We start from the raw sequence: 20791 nt of genomic DNA, 5'->3' as shown, positions 1-20791 counted from the left end.
GTACAGGTACGGTCGAGCCATGAAGCTCAAGGGGCAGCGTCATCTCTACGCCCTCGACCTCGGCGCGGCCCTGGCTCTGACAGCCATGTACGTCGGCTTCGCCCGGTTGACCGCCGACGACGGCCAGCCCGCCTACACAGGTCCTACCTGGCTTGGCTTTCTGATCGCCGCCGCGGTCGGCCTGCCGATCGCCGTACGCCGCCGTTGGCCGCTCCCGGTCCTGGGGATCGTGCTCGCTGCTCTGGCCGCGGCGTCGCTTCTCGACATCCCTCGCGAGCCGTACATCGCCGCCGGTCTGGCGGCATACCTCGTCGGGCTGGCCGAGCCCGTCCGCCGGTCCGTGCCCGCGCTCGCAGTGACGCTGCCGGTGGCGTGTGGCACTGTCTACCTCTGCCAGGCGGTGGTCACTCCCGCTGAGGACGGGCAGGGTGCCGTAGGCGTGGCCGCGCTGGTACTGGTGGTGATCGGCGGGGCCTGGGGCGCGGGATTCGCCGTGCGTGGTCGGCGGGTCGAGGCCGGGCGGGAAGAGCAGCGCCGGGCGGAGCGCGCGCTGGACGAGGAGCGCCTGCGGATCGCCCGAGAGCTGCACGACATCGTCTCGCATAACCTCAGCCTGATCGCCGTCAAGGCGGGTATTGCCGGGCATGTGGCGGAGGCCGACCCGCAGGAGGCGCGGGCCGCGCTCAAGGTCATCGAGGAGACAAGCCGTTCCGCACTGGCCGAGATGCGGCGCACGCTCGGCGTGCTGCGCACCGAAGGTGCACCCCTGGGACCTGTGCCGGACCTCGACCGCCTCGGCTCGCTCGCTGCGGAGACGAACCGGGCAGGGGTCGACGTCGACTTGACGGTGCGCGGCACGCAGAGCCTGGCCGAGGGGACACAGCTGACCATCTACCGGATCGTCCAGGAGGCCCTCACCAACGCTGTCCGGCACGCTGCCCCCACCCGCTGCCGGGTCACGGTCGAGGCGGACACGTGCGAGATCCGCATCGATATCGAGGATGAGGGACCACCGCCCGGATGCCCACCGGCCAACCGTCCACTGCCAGGTGGACACGGTCTCCTGGGGATGCGGGAGAGGGCGATGATGTACGGCGGCAGCTTCGAGGCGGGGCCCCGGCAGGAGGGCGGCTTCGCGGTGTCGGTCCGGCTGCCCGCCGAAGGGAAGCAACAAGCATGATTGACGAGCCACAGGTCCGGGTGCTGATCGCCGACGACCAGGCAATGGTGCGCGGCAGCTTCCGCATCCTTGTCGACCACACGCCCGGCATGACCGCCGCGGGTGAGGCCGCAGACGGCATAGAGGCCGTCGAACTCGCCCGCCGCGAACGACCAGACGTCGTGCTGATGGACGTACGCATGCCAAAGCTGGACGGCATCGAGGCGACCGGGCAGATCTGCTCGGACCCGGCCCTGTCCGGCGTCCGCGTCCTCATCCTCACCACCTTCGACTTGGACGAGTACGTCTACGCCGCCCTGCGCGCCGGCGCCGCGGGCTTTCTGCTGAAGGACACCCCGCCGACCGAGGTCCTCACCGCCATCGGCGTGGTCGCCGCAGGCGAGGCACTGCTCGCTCCCTCTGTGACCCGCCGCCTGATCGGGGAGTTCGCCCGCCGCCCAGAGCCGACCCGACCGCCGAGCCGATCGCTGGACGCGATCACCAACCGTGAGCTGGAGGTACTCGGCCTGATCGCCCGCGGCCTGTCCAACACAGAGATCACCCAACACCTCCACCTGAGCCTGGCTACGGTCAAAACCCACATCGGTCGCCTCCTCGCCAAACTGCATGCACGCGACCGCGCCCAGCTTGTGATCGTCGCCTACGAGACCGGGCTCGTAGGCGACCGTCGGCGTGGGGTGTGACTGTGATGGCGTGATTGTTCGGCGGCACTTGGCGTCGTCGGTGGTGCCGAGGCGGAGCTCGGACGCCGGAGGTCCCGGGGCGCCTGTCGTCATTCGATCGTTTGCCGACAGCACGGCGACGCGTCCAATGAACCCGTGCCATCCGGGGGTTCATGGCGGCGCGAATCCAATCGGATCCGATGGTGATTGCTGACAGGGTTTGACGACAGATAGGGTCCGATCCTCCGTACGGAAGGGGCCCCCGAGTGGCGAACCTGGTCTACAAGCGGGTCTCGACCGACCAGCAGTCCACCGCCCGGCAGAACCTCGTCCTTCACGAGGCTGGCATCGAGGACCCGGTCGTCTTCGAGGAGGACCCGGGCACCTCCAGCCGCCTCCACCCGCTCCAGCGCCCGAAGTTCCGCGCGCTCCTCGACTACGCGCGGCCGGGCGACACCGTGCACATCTCCGAGATGTTCCGCCTCGTCCGTGGCACTGGGCACATCCTCGACGTGCTCGACGTCCTCCACCGCGACCAGGTCGCCCTGCGCATCCACGACGGCGCGTTCTCCGCGATGGACCTCACCGCCCGACACCCGCGCACCGGCGAGCTGCTTTCCACCGTGAAGTTCATGGTGCAGACCCTCGCCGCCGCCGGCGAGCTCCAGCGCGACCTCCAGAGGGAGCTCACCTACGACGGACTGCGCGCCGCCGAAGCTAAGGGCAGCAAGGGCGGCCGCCGCCCCGCCGTGGCGGCCGACAAGACCGCCGACGTACGCGCCGTCTACCTGGAGGGCCGCTCGATCGCGGCCCTCGCCCGCGACCACGGCGTCAGCCGCGGCGCCATCCGCACGGCTGTCGCCGACCTCATGCCCGACCACATCGCCATCGAGGAGGACGCCCCCGCCCCGGAGCTGCCGGTTGCCCTCGACATGCCGGGCAAGGTCGCCGACTTCCTCCGCGCCGGCGAGCTGGAGCCCGTCGAGCGGGCCGCGCTCGACCAGGGGGTGACCGTACGGCGCGGCCAGGGTTACACCCTGCGCGTCACCGCCGTCCCGGCCGTGCACCACCGACTCCTCGCCCGCTGCCAGCCGCTCGACGGCGGCCCGGGCGCTCCGGCGGTCCCGGCCCAGCGCAAAGCCCGCCGCGAGTACGAGAACCGCGTCAGCACCCTCACGCCGAGACCATGATCGTTCTCACCGGGATTTCCTGTACCCCGACTATTCACACCCGGAGTACGAGAGCCGCGTCAACGCACTCCCGGCTGCCAGCCTGCATTGAGCGGGCCGAGCACCACGCCCGCCAAGATCAACAAATGGCGGCTTTTGGGCTTACCTCGGCGCTACCCCAGCCTGGGTGGAGCCGGTCGCGGCAGGCCGGCGGCAGCAGCGCGGTGAAGTCCGCGGTGGCCAGGTCGGGCAGCGCGAGCAGGAGCCGGACCAGCGGCTGGCCTGCGGCCTGGGCGAGCGCGGTGGGCAGCGCGATCTGGTCGGTGCGGAACGGTCGCGGGCCGGTGAGCTGGTCGTGCAGCTCGTCTGGGAAGAGCCTGTTCACCAGTGCCAGGCGCTCGATGTAGGAGTCCTTGCTCTCGTGGTGGAGCGGGGCGACGGTCCGAGGCAGGGGCCGCAGCCGAGACGGGGGCAGGAACGCTGTCACGCCGCATCGTCCTCAGAGTCCGCGGCTCCCGGAGTGGGCGGCTCGGACTGGGTGTTGTGGTCGACGGGGATGCTGTCCAGCAGACGGCGCGTCACCTGCTCGCTGCCGTCGGCGATCGCGCTGATCGCTGCCGCGCGAAGCAGGTGGGACAGGCTGCTGATGCTGCCGCCGGTGCGGGTGTGCAGGTATCGGGCCAGCCGTGCCAGCGATCCTGGTTCGTGTCGGTGAAGCCGCAGGGCCTGTTCCATCGTGGCGACCATCGCGCGCCATTCGGCCTGGTAGGCGAAGTTGCCGGTGTGCTGGAGCACGCAACGGGCGGCGATCTGCTTTCCTCGGACCCCGGTGAACAGGCCCTCGCGCTCGACGTTGATTCCGGCGTAGACGAACGTGGCGGGGATGTGCTCGGCGAAGTACTTCAGGTGGTCGGACAGGTCCTTGCCGGTGGACGTGGCCATGTTGATGTTGTGGATCTCGTCGACCAGGACCAGGTCGCACTTCGCGTCGATCAGGATCTCGCAGACCGCGTCGGCGATGTCCATCTCGTTGTGGCGGGACTTCAGCGGCAGGTCCAGGAAGTGCGCGAAGCGGGTCGCGAGCTTGCGCGGGGAGCCGTTGGGCGGGGCGGAGATGTAGACGACCGGGATGCGCTCGTTACCGGGATAGCGCTGGCGGACACGCAGTTCGTGCGCGCGGCCGAGCTGCTTGATCGCGGTGGACTTGCCCGTGGCCCAGGGGCCGGAGACGATCAGGCCGCGCCGGGCACTGATCTCCCGCCGGTTCAGCAGGGTCAGCAGCCGGCCCTGGTGCAGCACCTCGCGGATCGTGGGGGTCTCCACGATGATCAGCTCGGAGTGGTAGGTCACCCTGGCCTCGTCGTACTGGTCCCGCTCGCGCGGCGCCAGGGCGAGCCAGTCGTCGTCGGGCAGCAGCGTGAAGGTCAGCGGGTCCTCCTGGACGAAGCGGCGCCAGCCCTCCAGGGTCGTGGTGGGGTCGCGCCGGTCGTCCGGCATCTGGAAGTTCGCGTCGGTTACCACCACTTCTTTGCCTCCCTGCGTGCGTCGAAGATCTTGAGCGGAACGATGTCGGCGAGTGCCTCCTCCTCGTCGTCCAGCGGTGCAGCGGCGGGACGGTCGGGAGGATCTGGTAGAGCGGGCGGTGCGGGGCGGGGCCAGGCGGGTTCGCCGGTCGCCTCGGTCCGGGCTGCGACCTTCGCGCTGCGGTCGCGGCGGCGGGGCCTGCGCGGGGACGGGATCTCGGGCGGTCCCTGCCCGGCGCGTTCGAGCAGGTCACGGGTGGCTGCGGCGAGCGCGTCCTCGGTGACGGACAGGCCCTGGTCGCGCAGGTCGCGGACACTGTGGTCCCAGGCGAGTTCGCCGAACGGGGTGGCGGTCTTGCCCAACAGCCGCCATGGAACCGTGATCCATCGTCTGGTAGCAGCTTAGGCAATGTTCGATGGCGCACGGAGGAACGCTGTCGCAGGACACCGTTCACGGCCGGGAGTGCCGAGCCTTGGCAAGCAGGCCCTGGCTGTCAGGGGAAGTCCGGACACTCCGCGACGAAGCCCTCAGAGACGGGCTGCCACGCGCCGTGGTTCTCACGCGCGCTCAGCCGGTTCGCCTCCTCGGTGGTCTCGATCAACTGGGCAGTCGTCAATGGGACGGCGGCCACGAATACCCGCCCGAGGTGGCGGCAGAGCTGCACCGGCCGGAGCTCCTCCGAGTACGGCTCATCGGCGACCGCGAACAGATCGGGCAGGTGCCAGCCCAGCGGACCGGCCACGGCACAGAGCTGGTACCGCCGGTGCGGACTCGGCTCCGATCGCGAAACCATCCCGAACAGCGTGCTGAGGGACAGCCCCATGAACGGCAGCTCGCGAATGCCGAAGCCGCGATTGCGGATCAACCCGTTGAGCACCGCGGCGAAACCGGTCTCGGCGGGGCGGTGGTACGGCGAAGTCGGCTGTACGAAGGGCTCCTGGACGGCGGCGCGCGGCAGTGACCGGACGAAGCCCTCCAACGAGGCCAGTTGCAGGTGGTCGCAGTGGCTGACGCGGTACGCGAACTGCCTCATGACCTTGGCGTCGCGCTCCGGGGGAAGCAGTTTCGCGGGCACCGGGTGGCCCGCGACGACGAGCAGGTCGGCGACCGGCAGGTCAAGCTCGGCGGCGAGTTCGGCGAGTCGCTGCGGGGCGGTGTCAGACCCGCTCGCGGCGAGCTTGCTGAGGATGTCGGCCCGTTCCATACGAGGACGGTAGCGGGTGGGCGCCAGGACACCGGTCTCGCCGATGGCGAAGCACCGGCCAACTGCGACCTGCGGGGGTGCAGGACGCGTTCCTCGATGCCTGACCGTAAGGCATGATCACGACCATGACGGAACCGAGGCTGGCTCAGCTGTCACGGCTGTGGGATGGGTTCATGAGCTTGTCGTTTCCCCCAGGGTTCTACCGCCGAGAGCCCGACGGTGAATGCATGGTGACGATGGATACGACCCTCGGAGGGTGCGTCTCTTCGGCCATGAACGGTCCACTGGGGGGCTGGCGCCGCGAGGTCCTGCAGGAACGTACTGCGGTCCTTGAGAAGATCCTCCCGTCCATCGGCGATGACGAGTACGCGGCCAAGTACTTCGCTCACCTGCATGAGACGGCCGTGCTGGCAGCCGAGATCGACAATGCTCGACGCGAGTAATAGCTGTCGGATCCGTCAGGCGAGACCAGCTTCACCCATCATGATCCCGTCTGCTGCCCAGGCTCCTCGCCCGGCGGGATGAAGGTGTCGGCACTGTCGGCGTCCTCGACATGGCCATACGCGTCGACCGTGATAGCCGTTGCCCGCCCGTTCGACGTGATCAGCCACGCGAGGACCTGCTCTGTCAGCGGGGTTCCGTCGGGGCCCTGGTCCGTCCAGTGAGCCCGCCATCCTCCGCCGGGCACCGCGGCAACGACCTGGTCAGCCGGCTCCAGATGGGAGAAGTCCTCATAGTCCGTCACCGCACGAAGGGCTCCTCGCTTCCGGTCAACCACCAGCGCCGCCCCGGTCGCCTGGTCCCACCCCTCCACACGCACCATGCGACCGATCTCCGTCTCGGTGCCGTTGAAGATTGCGATCCAGCCGGTCTGATTGAAGTAACGGAGATCCATCGCCCCATCATCTCGAACGGCGAAGGGCACCCGTCAGGACCCCGGCTTGCACTGCACGTTCATCCGTATCTGGCCCGTACGAGTGCGGGTCTGCCGACAAACAGAGGCGGGATGAACCTTGATCGCCGACAAGACCGAGTGAGACGAAGCGGGCTGGACGACAACATCGGCTGAGACCCCCATCTTCACGCTCGACCCTTGCGGCAATCAGACCCGAGACCCAGCTCGGTCCGGGCAATGGGAACTGAGACAGCGACAACGAAGCGTGCGACGGGACAGCATGTAGCCGTGTGTCACGACTGTGACGCTGAGCTACTCGCAGAAATGGTCAGTTGTGCGAGTTCTGCGAGGCCCCCGGAGTGCGTCCGGTTTGTCCGGATATTCGTTCGCAGAACATCTCTCAGAACTCCGGTGTTCTGAGAGGCACTTCTGAGAGACTTCCGCCATGGATCTGACATCCGATCAGGCAGCAGATGCGGTAGAACGCAACGATTGTCCGAAGTGCGAGGCTCCGGCGGGCAGTCCGTGCCGGACGCTCGGCGGGAAGACCGCCGCGAAGTACCACACCGCCCGCTTCGCGCTCGTGCCCAAGCTCCGGGAGGAGCTGGAGGTCCCGGTGCCCGCCGACCGGGGGCCGGGACGGCCGTGGGTCGAGCGCCCGCCGCTGCCCGCCCGGCCCACCGAGACGGCGCCGGCGCCGATCCGGATCGGGTACGCCCGCTGCTCGACCGTGGACCAGGAGATCGCCAGCCAGCTCGTCGCCCTGGAGAAGGCCGGCTGCACGAAGGTGTTCCAGGAGAAGATCTCCACCCGGGTCCACCGCCGTCCCGAGATGGAGGCAGCCCTCGCGCTGGCCAACGCCATCAAGGAGGCCGCCCCCGACCAGCCGGTGATCCTCGCCGTCCACGAGATGAAGCGCCTGGCCCGCAACGCGGCCGAGCTGATGCAGCTGTCCTCCGACCTGGAGGACGCCGGCATCTCGCTGGAGCTGCTGACCGGCCCGCTCACCGGGATCTACGACCCCACCGGGATGGGCGCGATGTTCTTCGCCGTCCTGGCCGTCGCCGCCCAGCTCGACCGCAACTACATCCGGGAGAAGACCCTGGAGGGCCAGCAGACCGCCGCCGCCAAGGGCAACCACGGCGGCCGGCCGAAGGTCATCGACGACGACTCCCTGACCTTCGCCCTGGCCCTCAAGGCCCGGGGCGTCCCCGTCCCGGAGATTGCCGGCAAGCTCACCATCAAGGACGGCAAGAACGCCGGGAAGCACCCGTCCGTGGCCTCGGTGTACCGGGCGCTCGCCGAGGCTGAGGAAGCCGCTGTGGCCCGGGCCGACGACGACCTGCCCCGGCGGCCCGCGCCCGTATGGCTCCACCAGCCGGGCGACCCGCTCACCGCCGAGGACCTGGAGCTGCGCGAGCGCCTGGTCGCCCAGCGCGAAGCCCTGACCACCGCCGACCGCGAGGAGGTCGCTCCGTGATCCCCAGCCCGCACCGGCTGAAGGGCGGCGCGCCGCTGCTCGGCGCCGAGGAACCCGGACGGCCCGGCCCCTTCGGCACCTGGACCGACGACCCGAAGGCGACCGGCGCCGACGTCGAGGACACCAGCCCCGCCGGCCGGGAGGAGACGCAGTGAGCGAGCAGTGGACCAACCCGGCGTACGTCCCGGCCTACGAGATGCTGCTGGAACTGGAGAAGCGCCTCGACGCCCTGCGGCACGTCGGGCACGCCGGCGGGGTCGACCCGCGCGGGACCACCGCCCTGCACGCCGTCCGGCTCGCGGCGGCCATCCTCCAGCCCGTCGTCCCGGGAACCGAAGCACCGCCGTTCCCCGACGACACCGCCCGGCTGTTGCAGCTGATCGCCAACTGGCGCGACGCCGCTCTCGACCTCGGCGAGTTCGCCCCCGTCGGCCCCGTCCTGCGGGTCATCCCCGGCGGGCGGGGGAACTGACCCGGGTCAGGGGCGCTCCATGCTTCGAGCGGCACGGCACCCCTGAACTGTTGCTACTGTCCCGGGCCATGACCGAATGGATAGCCGCTGTGGCGGCCGTCGTCGCCGTAGCCGTGGCCGTCTTTGCCTGGCGGGCCGCAGAACGCTCGGCGGTCGCCGCCGAAGGCGTCACCCGAATCGAACGTGACCGCTGGCACCGTGAGCTGACCCCGGACCTCGATCTCCAGCTCAGCCAGCACCATGGGAACTACTGGACTCTCAACCTCGAACTCGCCGGCCCCGAGAACCTGGAGGCCCTCGACAGCCTCACCATCGAGGTCCTGGACGAGAAGGGCGTCGCCCACCTGCCCAACGCGGCGGCCGGCATCACCGAAGACGAACTCCGTACGGTGATCTGGGGGCCGCTACGTCTGCGCCCTGGTGTCGACGGCGTCACCGGCCCCGGCCGCACCACCACCATCGACGGCCTTGAACTGGGCCAGCGCGCCGTCCGCGCACTGGAGGTCAGCCTCCAACCGAGCTGGTACGACGGCCCCATCGACACCTGGGCCCGCCGCTACCTGGACCACCCACTGCGCCTACGCATCGTCTGCAACAAGGCCGACCACCGGTGGATCCTGATCCGGGAACTGCCCGTTCCGCAGAACTAACCCTCCGGGACGCAGCCGGGCCGGGGCGCCAGGGTGGGGCGGCCCCGGCAGCGGCTCAGTCAAGATCATCCCGTGGCGGCTTTTGGGCTCACCTTGGCTGGACCCCCTCTACCTCGGCGCAGCCGCCGGCTGAGACGTATCAAGGCCTCGAAGGTGGCCACCCGGTTGAAACCCGCTGTCCCGGTTGGTTGCCGATGTCCCCTGTGCGGCGGTCTGGCGGCGACCGTACGGGTTGTCACTGGGGTCCGCTTGGGTGGTCGGCATGACCGTCAACGATGTCGCCCCGTGCGGCGGCTGCGGGTCCGGGGTCAGGTCGAGATGACGGTGTAGGGCCGCATCATCTCGTTGTCCTCGTGGTCGAGCATGTGGCAGTGCCACACGTACCGGCCCGCTTGGCCGAAGGTCATCTTGATGCGGGTGACGGCGCGCGGATATGCGACCACCGTGTCCTTGAAGCCGTTCTCCCAGGGCTCTGGCGGCCTGGCGTCGTGTCCGGCCTCCTGCCGGTCGACGACCTGGAACTGGACCTCGTGGACGTGGATCGGGTGGGCGTCCTTCGTGGAGTTGTGGATTTCCCAGATCTCGGTCGTTCCCAGTGCCGGGTTCTCCGTGACGGGGTCGCCCCAGCCCATGGGAACCGGGTTTCCGCGGTCGTTCAGGGTACCGAGCATCACCGCACGGGGACCGGTGTTCGGCAGGACCGTGGAGTTCTCCTCGACCAGGGCGAGGCGTCGTGTGCGGGTCGCCGGGCCCAGGGGCCTGAGCGGGGGGAGGGTGAGGTGCTCGGGGGGCACGGTCGTGTCGGGCGCGGTGAGGGGGCGCACCGTGAACTTCATGACCTGTCCGGTGGTCGAGGGATCGGCTGGGGGGAAGTCTGTGCCCGCCGTGCCGCCGCCGAACGCCGTGTCGGGGCCCTCGTTGATGAGGTAGAGCTCGGTGCCGACCGGAACCGACGTGAAGTCGACGACGACGTCGGCACGTTCTGCCGGGGCGGTGAGCAGTTGGTCACGCTGCACCGGTGCGGGCAGGAACCCGCCCTCCGAACCGATCTGCCAGAAGGGCAGCGCCGAGGGCGCAGGCCGCGTGGCGAGCGGGTCGGTGACGATCTTCAGGATCAGGAAGCGTGCGTTGCAGCCGTTGAGGAACCGGAGGCGGTAGCGGCGCGGCTCGACCGGGAGAGCGGGCCAGGTGGAGCCGTTCGTCACCATCGTGTTGCCCAGGAACTCCGGAACCCAGATCGGTGAGATGTCACTGCCCGGGACGTACGGTCCGTCGAATCCGTCGAAGAACGCGCGGGTCGACGGGTGGAAGAGGCTGCCGTCACTGTTGAACGACCGGTCCTGGATGACGACGGGGATCTCGTAGTAGCGCTTTCCCGCCGGGTCGCCGAGCGCTGGAGCCGGTTCCGGGAGCACGCCCTGCGGAAGGTCGGCGGGGCCGCCGCGCAGGATGTAGAAGCCCGCCAGCCCGGCGTAGACGTTCAACCGGGTGATTCCCAGCGCGTGGTCGTGGAACCAGAAGGTGGAGGCCCGGTCGCGGTTGGCGTACTGGAAGACCGCGCTGCCCGGGCTCCAGAGCGAGCCGAACCTCCCCTCGAACTTCTCCTTGAACTCCTCGTAGAAGGACCCCACGCGCGCGTATTCCCTGGGGATGTCGGATGCCCGGGGCAGGTACCACGCCTCGGGGTAGCCGTCGCTCTCCTCGGTGTTGTGCCCGCCGTGAAGGTGGGTCACGAGGGGAACGGGGCCCGTGTAGGGGCCGGGCGTCGAGGTGAAGGTCGGTCGCGAATCACGCCCGGCGATTCCGCCCGGTGGGTTGGCCCAGTGCAGGGTGGGGTCCACGGGCAGTAGGTGCGGCAGGTGGTGCCCGCGGTGGTCGACCAGTTGGTTGACCCACTCGACCTTCACGGCCCGGTCGAAGTCGGCCTCGATGGTGAAGGCCGGGTAGTGGAACGTGCTCGGATGCCGTGTCGAGCCGTATCCCCACACGGTTGTGGCCGGTGATCCGGGGGGAAGGATCTGCTGCCGGAACTGCCGGACACCGATCGTGTAGCGATCGAGGCGCCTTGCCCTGTCCCGGGTGGCCCATGGCATGACCGGGGGGATCGTGAGCTCGGTGACGTACTTGTCGATGGTCGTCGGGTCCAGGGTGCCCGCCCGCACTGCCGCCTCGGCGCGCGGGGAGGAGAGCCCGGCCGGGAGGAGGAAGGTTCCGCCCGCGATCGCGGCCTTCAGGAGGTGCCGTCTTGTGGCCATCCGGTTCCTTCGGGAGACGTGCCGGCATCGAGTGTGGTCCATGACGCCACCGGCCGTGTTTCTCACCGTGGTTCACGAGTGTGGAAGCCCCTGGACCCCGCAGGCGCCGACCCGACTCCGTGTGTCGTGTCGGCCCACGCCCGAGGGACAGTTCCAGGCAACGACGAAGCGCACTCCCGTGCGAGGTCCGGACCACTCGGTCGGCCTGTGCTGACACCCGGTGGGCGCAAGCGGAGAAGCGGGCCGGCCCTCGGGGTGGGGCTGGGTGAGCACATCCTGCCGTTGCCTGCTTGGCGCAGTGCGATCTGTGGTTCCCGGCGATGGACACCTCGCTCGGCTACGGCCAGTCGGGCCGCCCGCCGGTGGTGGTCATCGTGTCCGGATACTCGCGAGTGATCACCGCCCGGATACTGCCCTCCAAGCCTCGTGCTTCACACTGCGCCTCCCTGGGCTGACAGGGCCCTGGCCAAGGTCTCCGCGCGTGTTCAGCCAGTGGTGGGCTGGTCGGGGAGTTCGGTGCGCAGGGTGAGGCCGCCGTCGGGGTTGGGGGTCGCGGTGAGGGTGCCGTGGTGGGTGTGGGTGATGGTTCGTACGACGGCCAGGCCGAGGCCGGAGCCGTGGCGGTGGGGGGTGGTGCCGCGACGGAACGGCAGGAACAACTCGTCCAGGTCGTCGGCCGGCACGAGCGGGCCGGTGTTGCGCACCTCGATGGTGCTGCGGGTTGCGGTGCGGGTCGTGGTGATCCGGACGGAGCCGCCGGGGTGGTTGTGGCGTACGGCGTTGGAGACGAGGTTGTGGACCAGCTGGCCGAGCAGCGCCGGGTCGCCGGTCAGTGGTGCGGGGTGCAGGGCGGTGTCGATGTGGACCTCCAACTGCTGAGCCTCGTCGGCGGTCTGGGCGATGGCGTCGCGGGCGAGGTCGGCGAGGTCGGTTGGACGGGGGTCGAGCATGCCGCTCTCGCCGCGGGCGAGGGCCAGGAGTGAGGTGAGGAGGCGTTCGCTGCGGTCGGTGGCCGCGAGGGCGCGGCGCAGGGCCGGTTCCAGGTCGGCGGGGACCCGTCCTTGGGCGAGGGGGATCTCCAGGGCGGTGCGTTGCAGGGTGAGTGGGGTGCGCAGTTCGTGTGAGGCCTGTGCGGTGAAGCGGCGCTGGTCGGCGAAGGCGCGTTCCAGGCGGTTGAGCATGGCGTCGAAGGTGTCGGCGAGTTCCTTGACCTCGTTGTCGGGCCCCACCAGGGCGAGCCGGTCGTGCAGGTTGGCGTCGTTGATGTGCCGGGCTGTCGCGGTGACCTTGCCGATGCGGGACAGGGAACGGCGGGCCACCCACCAGCCGGCGATCAGTGACAGTGCGGCGACGGCGAGCAGGACCAGCATCGATCGGGTGAGCAGGTCGTGCAGTACCGCGTCGCGGAAGTCCTCGAACCGGTTGGCGGCAGTGGTCTGGGCGGCTTGGACGGCCGGTCCCATTTCGGCGGGACCGTCGGTTGGGGTTGCGGGCTGTATGGCGGTGGCGGGCTGGGCGACCTCGCGGTGGAGGTCCAGTACCTGGCGCGCGCTGACCCAGTTCAGGGCGAGCAGCGCGCTGCCTCCGGCGACCAGTATCGCGGTGTTGAGCAGTGCCAGGCGGGTGCGGATGGTCGGCCCGTGGCCACGGTCCCGGCCGCGGCGGACACGAAAGCGGAGGCGGGGTCGGGGGCGGATGGTCTTCACAGGCGGTACCCGAAGCCGGGCACGGTCTCGATCACCGGGGGTTCGCCGAGTTTGCGCCGTAGCTGGTGGACGGTGACCTTGACGGCGCTGCGCGACTCGGGCGGGGTCTGCCAGGCGGCGTCGAGCAGTTGCGCCGGGGTGAGGATGCCGCCGTCGGCTTCCAGCAGTGCCTCCAGGACGCCGAGCTCCTTCGGGGTCAGCCGTAGCAGCCGGCCGTCGCGTTCGGCGAGGCGGCGCACGGTGTCCACGCGCACGCCGTGGCGTTCGAGCACGGTAGGTGAGCCGGCCGGGCCGCGGCGGCCCAGGGCGCGCAGCCGGGCGACCAGTTCGAGGTAGGAGAACGGTTTGGTGAGGTAGTCGTCGGCGCCGTGGCCGAGGCCGTCGACGATGTCGGACAGGGTGCCGGCGGCGGTGAGCATCATGATGCGGGCCGGGTATCCGGCGGCGTTCAGGGTGCGGCAGACGGCGTCGCCGCCGATCACCGGGAGGTCGCGGTCGAGGACCAGGACGTCGTAGGAGGTGGCGGAGGCCATCTGCAGCGCGGTGGCGCCGTCGTGGGCGACGTCGGCGCTCATGCCCTCGCCGCGCAGGCCGTCCGCGATCATCTCGGCCAGCTCTTCCTCGTCCTCGACGATCAGCACCTTCATCATCTGTCGCTCAGCTCCGCTCCGTGCGTCGTGTGACCGTGCCACGTCTGGTGCCTGGTTCCGGTCCAGTCTCGCCGTCCGCCGGTTAGGCGCGGGTTGGCCGAGGCGAACCGGGGGCGAACCGGTGCGCGCGTACACCTGGTGCACCGGACGCCGGTTGGCGGTTCCGGACATCCGCAGGCATCCGGAGGCATGTGATGAAGCGCACGGTAGGACGGGTGGTGGGGGCGGCACTGGTCGCCGCTGCCGCGGCCCTGGCCATGGTCGGCTGTTCGTCCGGCGCGGACAGCGCGCCGAGGGTCGCCGGTGTCGGCACCGGCACGGGCGGGCCGAAGGACGAGGGCGCGGTCAAGCAGGCGTGGGTGCAGTGCATGCACGAGGCCGGCCAGGCCTCCGTGCAGGTCAACAAGGAGGGGCAGGTCGAGCTGCCGGCCGCCGGGGCCGGGGCGGTCGGATCGGGTTCGGGTGCGGACGCCGGTGCCGCCGCCATGCAGAAGGCCATGACAGAGTGTGACGCCAAGGTGCCGGGCATGCGGCAGATCGCGGACAAGGACCTGCCCAAGCGGGTGGAGCGGGCCCGGCAGCTCGCCGTCTGCCTGCGCAACAATGGCCTGACTGTCAGTCAGGTTCCCGACCCTGAGCCGAAGTTCGGTGGAAACGTGGCCATCGCGGTCGACATCGACCCGGCCGCTTTCGACCGGGCGTACGCGGTCTGTGCCAAGGACTTCCAGGACGTGGGCGTCACCTCGCTCGGCAAGGACGGCCAGTGAGCGACGTTACGGATGACGAAACCCGCGACCCCGGGACGGGGCCGGAGCAGGACGCGCCCCGGTCCCGTCGTCGAAGCCGGCGGCCGCGCAACGCCGTCATCGCGCTGCTCGTGGTCGCGGCGGCGGCCGGCGGCGGCGTGGCGGCGGTCACCCAGCCGTGGCGCTCGCACGACACCACGACCGCACAACCGAAGGCCGGCACCGGCACGGCCGTGGTCCAGCGCACCTCGCTGTCCTCCGGCATGCGCCTGAACGGCAGGCTCGACTACGGCACCGGCGTGGAGGTGACCGGGCAGGGCCGAGGAACGGTGACCAGGATCCCCGCGACCGGCGACGTGATCAAGCCCGGCGCGGCCATGTGGGAGGTGGACGGCAAACCCGTGGTGCTGTTCAGAGGCGAGCGGCCACTGTGGCGCGAACTCGCCGAGGGCATGCCGGACGGCCCGGACGTCAAGCAGCTCAAACACAACCTGGTGGACCTCGGCCACGCGAACGGCCTGGGCCTGACCATCGACGACAAGTTCACCGCGGCCACCGCCGTCGCGGTCAAACGCTGGCAGAAGTCGCTCGGCCTGGAACAGGCCGGAAAGGTCGAACTCGGCCGGGTGGTGGTGCTGCCGATGCCCGGGGTACGGGTGAAGGAGGTCACCGCGAAGCTCGGCCAGCAGCTCGCCGACACCACCGTGCTGAAGGTCACCAGCCCCGAGGTGCTGGCCACGGTGCAGCCCGAGGACGACCAGCTGCCGCAGTTCGCACCGGGCAGCACCGTCGCACTGGAACTCACCGGCGGCGGCACCGCGCAGGGCCGGGTCCGCGGGTTCGCCCGCACCGGCGACGGACAGAGCGGCGCAGGCAACGGAGGCAACGGCGGCAGCCAGAAGGCCACTGTCACCATCACGGTCACCGACCAGGAAGCCGTCCGCAAGGCGCTGGACAACGCTCAGTCCGGCGTCACCGTCACCGTCACCGACCGCAGCGCACAGGACGTCCTCGTGGTGCCGGTCACCGCCCTGCTGGCCCTCGCCGAGGGCGGCTACGGCGTGCAGGTCGTCCACGACGGCGCGGCGCCCGCCCTGGTCCCGGTGAAGGTCGGCCTGGTCGCCAACGCCCGCGCCGAGATCTCCGGCGACGTCCGCGAGGGCGACCGGGTGGTGGTGCCGTCGTGACCGCCGACACCTCCCGTCCTCTCGCGTGCACTATCGACGGGACCGACCCGGTGCTGGAACTGCGCGGCATCGTCAAGGAGTACGGGGACGCGGCCCCGCTGCGCATCCTGCACGGCATCGACCTGCTGGTGGACCGCGGCGAACTGCTCGCCGTCGTCGGCCCGTCGGGCTCGGGCAAGTCCACCCTGCTCTCGCTGATCGGCACCCTGGAACGCCCCACCGCAGGACGGATCAGCCTCGACGGACACGACCTGGCCAACCTGCGCGAGCGGCAGGTCGCCGCGCTGCGCGCCCACCGCATCGGCTTCGTCTTCCAGCAGTTCTTCCTCCTGGCCGGACTGAGCTGCGTGGAGAACGTCGCCACCGGCCTCCTGTACACGGGCGCGAGCGCCCGCGCACGGCGCCGACGCGCGGTGGAGGTGCTGCGGCGGGTCGGGCTCGGACACCGACTGGATCACCACCCCGAACAACTGTCGGGCGGGGAGAAGCAGCGGGTGGCGATCGCCCGCGCCGTCGCCGGGCGCCCGGCCCTCCTGCTCGCGGACGAACCGACCGGTGCACTGGACAGCGCCTCCGGCGCGGCCGTCGTCGACCTGCTGCGCGAACTGAACACCGACGGCACGACCGTGGTGGTCATCACGCACGACCGGGAACTGGCCGCATCCTTCCCACGGCGCGTCGGCATCCAGGACGGGCGGATCGCGTTCGACGAGCGCGGCGCCACGGTGGCGGCGGGAGGTGGTGCCCGATGAACCCCCGCACCCGAGGCAGCGGCTCCGGCCGCGCACTGCCCCGCCCCATCCGGCTGCGCCCGTCCGACCTGCTGCGGCTCGGCCTGCTCGGGCCCCGCACCCGCCGGCTGCGCTCGGCGCTGTCCGCCCTCGGCATCGCCCTCGGCATCGCCGCCGTCGTCGCGGTCACCGGCATTTCTGCGTCCAACCAGGCACACCTGCTGGACCGCCTCGACCAGCTCGGCAGCAACCTGCTCACCGTCGCGCCGGGGAAGGACGCCTCCCAGCGGCTCGTGCCGCTGCCCCCGCAGGCGCCGGTGATGCTGGGCAACATCGCCCCCGTGCAGAAGGTCACCGCCACCGGCGCCACCAAGGCGTCCGTCTACCGCAACGACCTCGTACCGGACGGCCAGACCAACAGCCTGACCGTGCTGTCCGCCCAGCTGGACCTGCTGGACGCTCTCCGCGCCACACTGCGCGCCGGGCGCTGGCTCGACACCGCCTCCCAGAACCTGCCCGTGGTGGTCCTCGGCGACGCCGCCGCCAAACGACTGGGCGTCACCGCCCCCGGCGAGCGCATCTGGCTGACCGGCAAGGGCCTCACCGGCGACTGGTACCAGGTGTCCGGGATCCTGGAACCCGACGAACTGGCGCCCGAGATCGACTCCAGCGCACTCGTCGGAGGCCCACAGGCACAGGCGCACCTGGGCGCCGACGGCACACCGGCAACGGTGTTCGTGCGCGTGCACCCCGACCGGGTCGCCGACGTGCAGGCCGTCGCCGCACCCACCGCGAACCCCGCCCACCCCACCACCGTCGCCGTCTCGCGGCCCTCGGACCTGTTCAAAGCCCGCGCGGAGACCCAGGACACCCTGACCGGACTGGTTCTCGCCCTGGCCGGCGTCGCGCTGCTGGTCGGAGGCGTCGGCATCGCCAACACCATGGTGGTGGGCGTCATGGAACGACGCGGTGAAGTCGGCCTGCGCCGCGCCCTGGGCGCCCGCCAGGGACAGATCGCCGCGCAGTTCCTGATCGAGGCCGTCCTCCTGGGCGCCCTCGGGGGCATCGCCGGCGCGGCCATCGGCGCGGCGGCGGTGTACGGGTACGCCGCCGCCCACGGCTGGCCGGCCACCGTCCCCGCCGTGTGGGCCGCCGCCGGACCGGCGACCGCCGTGGCGGTCGGCGCCCTCGCGGGCCTGTACCCGGCCCTGCGCGCCGCCCGCATGTCACCCACCGAAGCCCTGCGCGCGGGATAGCCGCACGGATACCAGCGGTCCGTACCTCTGTAGGGTCCGGGCTGCCGGTGCCCGGACGGCGACTCGTTCTCCGTTCCGGATGGAGATCATGCTCGAAGGCCGCCCGGTCGGGGCCGAGTGCGGCCGGGCTGGTGAAGCTGTAGGAGAGCTGAAGACCAACGACCTCGTCCACGCTGCGGCTGACCGTCCGGTCCCAGTGGACCTCCTCGATCCGGCAGAACGGCGAGCGGAGCAGAACCTCCTGGTGACGCACGTCGGGGTACCCGGCCGGCCCGGATCCCCGCAGGCGTTCCGGGTCCAGATACCGAAGGCGGACCTCCTCGACCACGCGCAGCCAGGGCGGCGGTTCGAGGTCGTCGTGCCGGGCGCCGCAGGTCGCCAGTACCACCGCGCCCCGGGCTCGATCAGGACGTCCAGGTCGCGCAGCAGCCGTTCCCGGTCCGTCCAGTGGAACGAGGCTCCCATCACCGTCAGCAGCACCGGTCCCACGTCCACCGCGAGCAGCGTGTCGGAGCTTCCGAGTCGCCAGTCGATACCGCTCACCCCTGCCCGGGCGGCGAGCCGGCGGCCCTCGGCGAGCATGGCAGGCTCCGGATCGACGGCGATCACCGTGCGCAGGAGGGGAGCCAGCGGCAGAGTGAGAGCCCCACTGCCCGCCCCCAGGTCCAGCACGCGCTGGGAGCCGTCCAACGAGAAGCGCCGGCCGAGCAGGGCGAACAGGCGGGGATCGTACGCGGGCCGGAACCTCGCGTAGTACGGCACTGTCGAGGCGAACAACCCACCAGGCGAAGGCTTCACAGCTCCATTGAAGACCACCCACCAGCGCGGGCCGATCCGGCCACCGTGATCAATCTCGGCGTTGACCGCTGCCCGCCTCCTACTCGCGGCTGGCAGCAGGCCTCCTGCCGGCCGATCAAGTGAGCAGGTCTGTCCCGTGCCCGAGCAGGGGGTGGGGATTTTCAAATTCTCAACGAGGCTCATCAGCGCTGGTCCGTCGCCGGCCGCCCGGTCCACCGGGACAGCGACAGTGACCTCCGAGCCAGTACCAGATGGCTCCTAACGTTCGTCGGCTGCCGCCCCGGCCAGCCGATAGCCGATGGCGTGCGCTGTTCTGAACCCCGCAGCCTCACGGTCACGGCCTACGAGGAGCACGTCCGCCGAGTTCACCCAGGCGCTCGCCAGTCTGACCGCCAGAGTCGTACCTGCGACCGGGATCACACTTCAGCCCGAGCCGACGCGCGTCGGCCGGTGGCCCGTCACCACTATCCCCTGAGCGACGGCCGGGCCGGCTTCCGCGCCGACCTGTGGACGCCCTGCTCTCGCCCGCTTACGGCCGATCAGGACTTCCGGTGTCGGCCCGTGCCCGTGCGCAGCAACGTCACCGGAGTGTCGTCCTGGGGCGCGGTGAGTTCTCCCCCGCGGCGCACGATCAGGGGGTAGGCGTCGGCGTAGCTGTCGGCGATGGCCAGGGGCTTCCAGGCGGCTCCGTCCCACTCCACCACCAGACGCGGGATGTCCTCGAAGAAGGTTCGACCGTGATCGTCCCCGGTGCTGAGCGGGATGGCGTCGCGAGTTCCGGCCGGCCGACGACGGTGGGCGCGGGCTGCGTACCACTCGGACACGGTCTCGTCGGGGTCGAGCATGACTGGCCCTCTCACTCGTCGTAGGGCCGAGCCTAGCGGTCGGGCCGTCCGAGCAGGCCGAGGAGCGGACGGGTCCTGAGGGCCTCGGTGTACTCGGTACCGTCGAACTCGTGATGCCGGGTGATCGGATCGTCCGCGCCGTACAGCATCGCGATGGCGCACGCCGCACAGAAGTCCTGGCTGCTGTCGAGGTCCCGCAGGTTGGCGTACCGCCGACAGCCAGTCCACTGACACAGCCGGCGGTGTGGACCCAAGGCCGCTCCAGTCCGTTTCCGAGGACCGCACGCTGCTGCTTGAGGTGGACGTACTGGGCGGCGTCGGCAAGGTGCAGCCCGTCGAGGCAGGCCGTCAGGCTGGTCCGCGCACCCGCCGACCCACCGCCGTCGTCGAGCTGTGGCCACTGGTCGGCCGGTTGGAGGCCCGTACCGAGGACTGCCACGCGGACCTCGACACCCTGCGCCTGCTCGCCCGGGCGCGGCCCGGCCACGGTGGGCGGTGGTGTCGCCGTGGGCGTGCCATGTGCTGACACCGTGTGCGGTGCCACCGTCAGGCAGGCCTACCCTGGTCCGCGACAACAGGAGGGCGGGGTCGTGGACTTGGTGGTGTGCGACAGGCGTTGGACGGTCGCGGTGGGGCTGATCGCGGTCGTGGTGTCGGGGTGCTCCGCGGGGGAGGGTGAATCCGATTACCCGTTGCCGTACAAGCGGCGGGACGCTTCGGTTCTGCGCCGTATCGCGCTCGCCGACCCGTCCACGAAGAACACGGCCGTGGCGGCGGACGACCGTACGATCACGATGGAGGTCTCCTGGAGCGGCTGCGACTACAAGCCCGACCTGGTGGCACGGGAGACGGACAAGCAGGTCGCATTGCTGCTCAGGCGCCGTGACGCTTCGGGTCCGGACGTCGGGTGCGAGGACGGCGGCATCGCCGAGCTGAAGGTCGTCCTGCGTCAGCCTCTTCGACCCCGGGCCCTGACCGACTCCCTCACCGGCGAACCCGTCCCCTACACCCATGCCTGACGATAACCCGTACGATGCTGTCGAAGGTTCAGAGCCAGCGTGCCGGGGCGCAGCTGGGAAAGACAGCCGCTGGAGCGTCGGGCTGGCACGCGCGGGGCTCCGGATTCGAACTGAATGAATTGGCGCACTCTGAGCCGAATCGCAGCAGGTCAGGAAGTGTCGGCCCCGCGCTCGCGGGGATAGCTCTTCCGATGGGAATTCTGAACGATTCCGCCAAGAGTCGGCCCCGCGCTCGCGGGGGGATCGTCGATGAATTAGTTGCGCGTGTCGCGTCACCCCTCGGTTGATGTCGTGCTCATGATGTAGCGGGTGAGGTCGCTGGGGTCGATGAGGCGGGCGGGGATCGGTTCGCTGTGGTGGCC

Annotated in this window: 25 protein-coding genes; 14 read left to right on the top strand and 11 right to left on the bottom strand. The window is 70.5% G+C overall.

The window, feature by feature from the left end; translation table 11 throughout:
* Positions 1 to 19 precede the first annotated feature (19 nt).
* The 3 genes from ACWGJO_RS30205 (at position 20) to ACWGJO_RS30195 (ending at position 3032) form a co-directional block, all read left to right on the top strand.
* The gene (locus ACWGJO_RS30205; protein WP_452188551.1) at positions 20 to 1180 is read left to right on the top strand and encodes a sensor histidine kinase; all 1161 of its coding nucleotides are present in this window, start codon (positions 20 to 22) and stop codon (positions 1178 to 1180) included.
* Positions 1177 to 1863 (top strand): response regulator, encoded by a 687-nt coding sequence (locus tag ACWGJO_RS30200; protein ID WP_452188549.1) that lies wholly within the window; start codon positions 1177 to 1179, stop codon positions 1861 to 1863. The genes ACWGJO_RS30205 and ACWGJO_RS30200 overlap by 4 nt, the downstream gene beginning before the upstream one ends.
* A 245-nt stretch (positions 1864 to 2108) precedes the next feature.
* Positions 2109 to 3032: a recombinase family protein gene (locus tag ACWGJO_RS30195; RefSeq protein WP_452188547.1), complete on the top strand. Its 924-nt coding sequence runs from the start codon at positions 2109 to 2111 to the stop codon at positions 3030 to 3032.
* 118 nt (positions 3033 to 3150) lie between these two features.
* On the opposite strand, the gene ACWGJO_RS30190 is transcribed toward ACWGJO_RS30195, so the two are convergent.
* The 4 genes from ACWGJO_RS30190 to ACWGJO_RS30175 all read right to left on the bottom strand — a co-directional run bounded on the left by ACWGJO_RS30190 (position 3151) and on the right by ACWGJO_RS30175 (position 5739).
* Positions 3151 to 3498, bottom strand: a complete 348-nt coding sequence (locus ACWGJO_RS30190; RefSeq protein WP_452188545.1) for a hypothetical protein — start codon at positions 3496 to 3498, stop codon at positions 3151 to 3153.
* Complete coding sequence (locus ACWGJO_RS30185; RefSeq protein ID WP_452188543.1) at positions 3495 to 4535, bottom strand: ATP-binding protein; 1041 nt, start codon at positions 4533 to 4535, stop codon at positions 3495 to 3497. The genes ACWGJO_RS30190 and ACWGJO_RS30185 overlap by 4 nt, the downstream gene beginning before the upstream one ends.
* Complete coding sequence (locus ACWGJO_RS30180; RefSeq protein ID WP_452188541.1) at positions 4526 to 4897, bottom strand: hypothetical protein; 372 nt, start codon at positions 4895 to 4897, stop codon at positions 4526 to 4528. The genes ACWGJO_RS30185 and ACWGJO_RS30180 overlap by 10 nt, the downstream gene beginning before the upstream one ends.
* A gap of 131 nt (positions 4898 to 5028) precedes the next feature.
* Complete coding sequence (locus ACWGJO_RS30175) at positions 5029 to 5739, bottom strand: hypothetical protein (RefSeq protein WP_452188539.1); 711 nt, start codon at positions 5737 to 5739, stop codon at positions 5029 to 5031.
* A 227-nt stretch (positions 5740 to 5966) separates the two neighbouring features.
* Between ACWGJO_RS30175 and ACWGJO_RS30170 the strand changes: the two genes are divergently transcribed.
* Entirely contained in the window at positions 5967 to 6182 is a 216-nt protein-coding gene (locus ACWGJO_RS30170) for a hypothetical protein (protein WP_452188537.1), read from the top strand.
* A gap of 38 nt (positions 6183 to 6220) precedes the next feature.
* Here ACWGJO_RS30170 and ACWGJO_RS30165 read toward each other — a convergent pair whose 3' ends face one another.
* Complete coding sequence (locus ACWGJO_RS30165) at positions 6221 to 6634, bottom strand: hypothetical protein (protein WP_452188535.1); 414 nt, start codon at positions 6632 to 6634, stop codon at positions 6221 to 6223.
* Positions 6635 to 7079: 445 nt separating this feature from the next.
* Between ACWGJO_RS30165 and ACWGJO_RS30160 the strand changes: the two genes are divergently transcribed.
* The 4 genes from ACWGJO_RS30160 (at position 7080) to ACWGJO_RS30145 (ending at position 9236) form a co-directional block, all read left to right on the top strand.
* The gene (locus ACWGJO_RS30160) at positions 7080 to 8114 is read left to right on the top strand and encodes a recombinase family protein (RefSeq protein WP_452188533.1); all 1035 of its coding nucleotides are present in this window, start codon (positions 7080 to 7082) and stop codon (positions 8112 to 8114) included.
* Positions 8111 to 8269: a hypothetical protein gene (locus tag ACWGJO_RS30155; protein ID WP_452188532.1), complete on the top strand. Its 159-nt coding sequence runs from the start codon at positions 8111 to 8113 to the stop codon at positions 8267 to 8269. Before ACWGJO_RS30160 ends, ACWGJO_RS30155 begins: the two co-directional genes overlap by 4 nt.
* Positions 8266 to 8586, top strand: a complete 321-nt coding sequence (locus ACWGJO_RS30150; protein WP_452188530.1) for a hypothetical protein — start codon at positions 8266 to 8268, stop codon at positions 8584 to 8586. Before ACWGJO_RS30155 ends, ACWGJO_RS30150 begins: the two co-directional genes overlap by 4 nt.
* Before the next feature lie 68 nt (positions 8587 to 8654).
* Positions 8655 to 9236, top strand: a complete 582-nt coding sequence (locus ACWGJO_RS30145) for a hypothetical protein (RefSeq protein ID WP_452188529.1) — start codon at positions 8655 to 8657, stop codon at positions 9234 to 9236.
* 308 nt (positions 9237 to 9544) lie between these two features.
* Here the strand turns inward: ACWGJO_RS30145 and ACWGJO_RS30140 are convergent, their stop codons facing one another.
* The 3 genes from ACWGJO_RS30140 to ACWGJO_RS30130 all read right to left on the bottom strand — a co-directional run bounded on the left by ACWGJO_RS30140 (position 9545) and on the right by ACWGJO_RS30130 (position 13844).
* Positions 9545 to 11491: a multicopper oxidase family protein gene (locus ACWGJO_RS30140; RefSeq protein ID WP_452188527.1), complete on the bottom strand. Its 1947-nt coding sequence runs from the start codon at positions 11489 to 11491 to the stop codon at positions 9545 to 9547.
* Between the two features lie 485 nt (positions 11492 to 11976).
* Positions 11977 to 13197 (bottom strand): sensor histidine kinase, encoded by a 1221-nt coding sequence (locus tag ACWGJO_RS30135; RefSeq protein WP_452188525.1) that lies wholly within the window; start codon positions 13195 to 13197, stop codon positions 11977 to 11979.
* Positions 13194 to 13844 (bottom strand): response regulator transcription factor, encoded by a 651-nt coding sequence (locus tag ACWGJO_RS30130; protein ID WP_452188569.1) that lies wholly within the window; start codon positions 13842 to 13844, stop codon positions 13194 to 13196. Before ACWGJO_RS30130 ends, ACWGJO_RS30135 begins: the two co-directional genes overlap by 4 nt.
* 197 nt (positions 13845 to 14041) lie before the next feature.
* On the opposite strand from ACWGJO_RS30130, the gene ACWGJO_RS30125 reads away from it, so the two are divergent.
* Genes ACWGJO_RS30125 through ACWGJO_RS30110 form a run of 4 tightly spaced genes read left to right on the top strand, consistent with a single transcriptional unit; the run spans position 14042 to position 17767 of the window.
* On the top strand, positions 14042 to 14614 hold the full coding sequence (locus tag ACWGJO_RS30125) for a hypothetical protein (protein ID WP_452188523.1): 573 nt from the start codon (positions 14042 to 14044) through the stop codon (positions 14612 to 14614).
* Positions 14611 to 15780: a peptidoglycan-binding protein gene (locus tag ACWGJO_RS30120; RefSeq protein WP_452188522.1), complete on the top strand. Its 1170-nt coding sequence runs from the start codon at positions 14611 to 14613 to the stop codon at positions 15778 to 15780. The genes ACWGJO_RS30125 and ACWGJO_RS30120 overlap by 4 nt, the downstream gene beginning before the upstream one ends.
* Positions 15777 to 16532, top strand: a complete 756-nt coding sequence (locus ACWGJO_RS30115) for an ABC transporter ATP-binding protein (RefSeq protein WP_452188520.1) — start codon at positions 15777 to 15779, stop codon at positions 16530 to 16532. Before ACWGJO_RS30120 ends, ACWGJO_RS30115 begins: the two co-directional genes overlap by 4 nt.
* A complete protein-coding gene (locus ACWGJO_RS30110) occupies positions 16529 to 17767 on the top strand; it encodes an ABC transporter permease (RefSeq protein WP_452188518.1) in 1239 nt (412 codons plus the stop codon). The genes ACWGJO_RS30115 and ACWGJO_RS30110 overlap by 4 nt, the downstream gene beginning before the upstream one ends.
* Here the strand turns inward: ACWGJO_RS30110 and ACWGJO_RS30105 are convergent.
* From ACWGJO_RS30105 to ACWGJO_RS30095, 3 genes are all read right to left on the bottom strand, one after another.
* A complete protein-coding gene (locus ACWGJO_RS30105; RefSeq protein WP_452188516.1) occupies positions 17738 to 18748 on the bottom strand; it encodes a class I SAM-dependent methyltransferase in 1011 nt (336 codons plus the stop codon). The genes ACWGJO_RS30110 and ACWGJO_RS30105 overlap by 30 nt on opposite strands.
* 356 nt (positions 18749 to 19104) lie before the next feature.
* Positions 19105 to 19410, bottom strand: a complete 306-nt coding sequence (locus tag ACWGJO_RS30100) for a DUF6087 family protein (RefSeq protein WP_452188514.1) — start codon at positions 19408 to 19410, stop codon at positions 19105 to 19107.
* A gap of 32 nt (positions 19411 to 19442) precedes the next feature.
* Positions 19443 to 19664 (bottom strand): hypothetical protein, encoded by a 222-nt coding sequence (locus ACWGJO_RS30095; RefSeq protein WP_452188513.1) that lies wholly within the window; start codon positions 19662 to 19664, stop codon positions 19443 to 19445.
* Between ACWGJO_RS30095 and ACWGJO_RS30090 the strand changes: the two genes are divergently transcribed.
* Complete coding sequence (locus tag ACWGJO_RS30090; protein ID WP_452188511.1) at positions 19655 to 19936, top strand: hypothetical protein; 282 nt, start codon at positions 19655 to 19657, stop codon at positions 19934 to 19936. The genes ACWGJO_RS30095 and ACWGJO_RS30090 overlap by 10 nt on opposite strands.
* Before the next feature lie 64 nt (positions 19937 to 20000).
* Positions 20001 to 20429, top strand: a complete 429-nt coding sequence (locus tag ACWGJO_RS30085) for a hypothetical protein (RefSeq protein ID WP_452188509.1) — start codon at positions 20001 to 20003, stop codon at positions 20427 to 20429.
* Positions 20430 to 20791 lie beyond the last annotated feature (362 nt).

This window comes from Kitasatospora sp. NPDC054795 (assembly GCF_053611565.1).
This window is presented reverse-complemented; position numbering and strand designations above follow the sequence as displayed.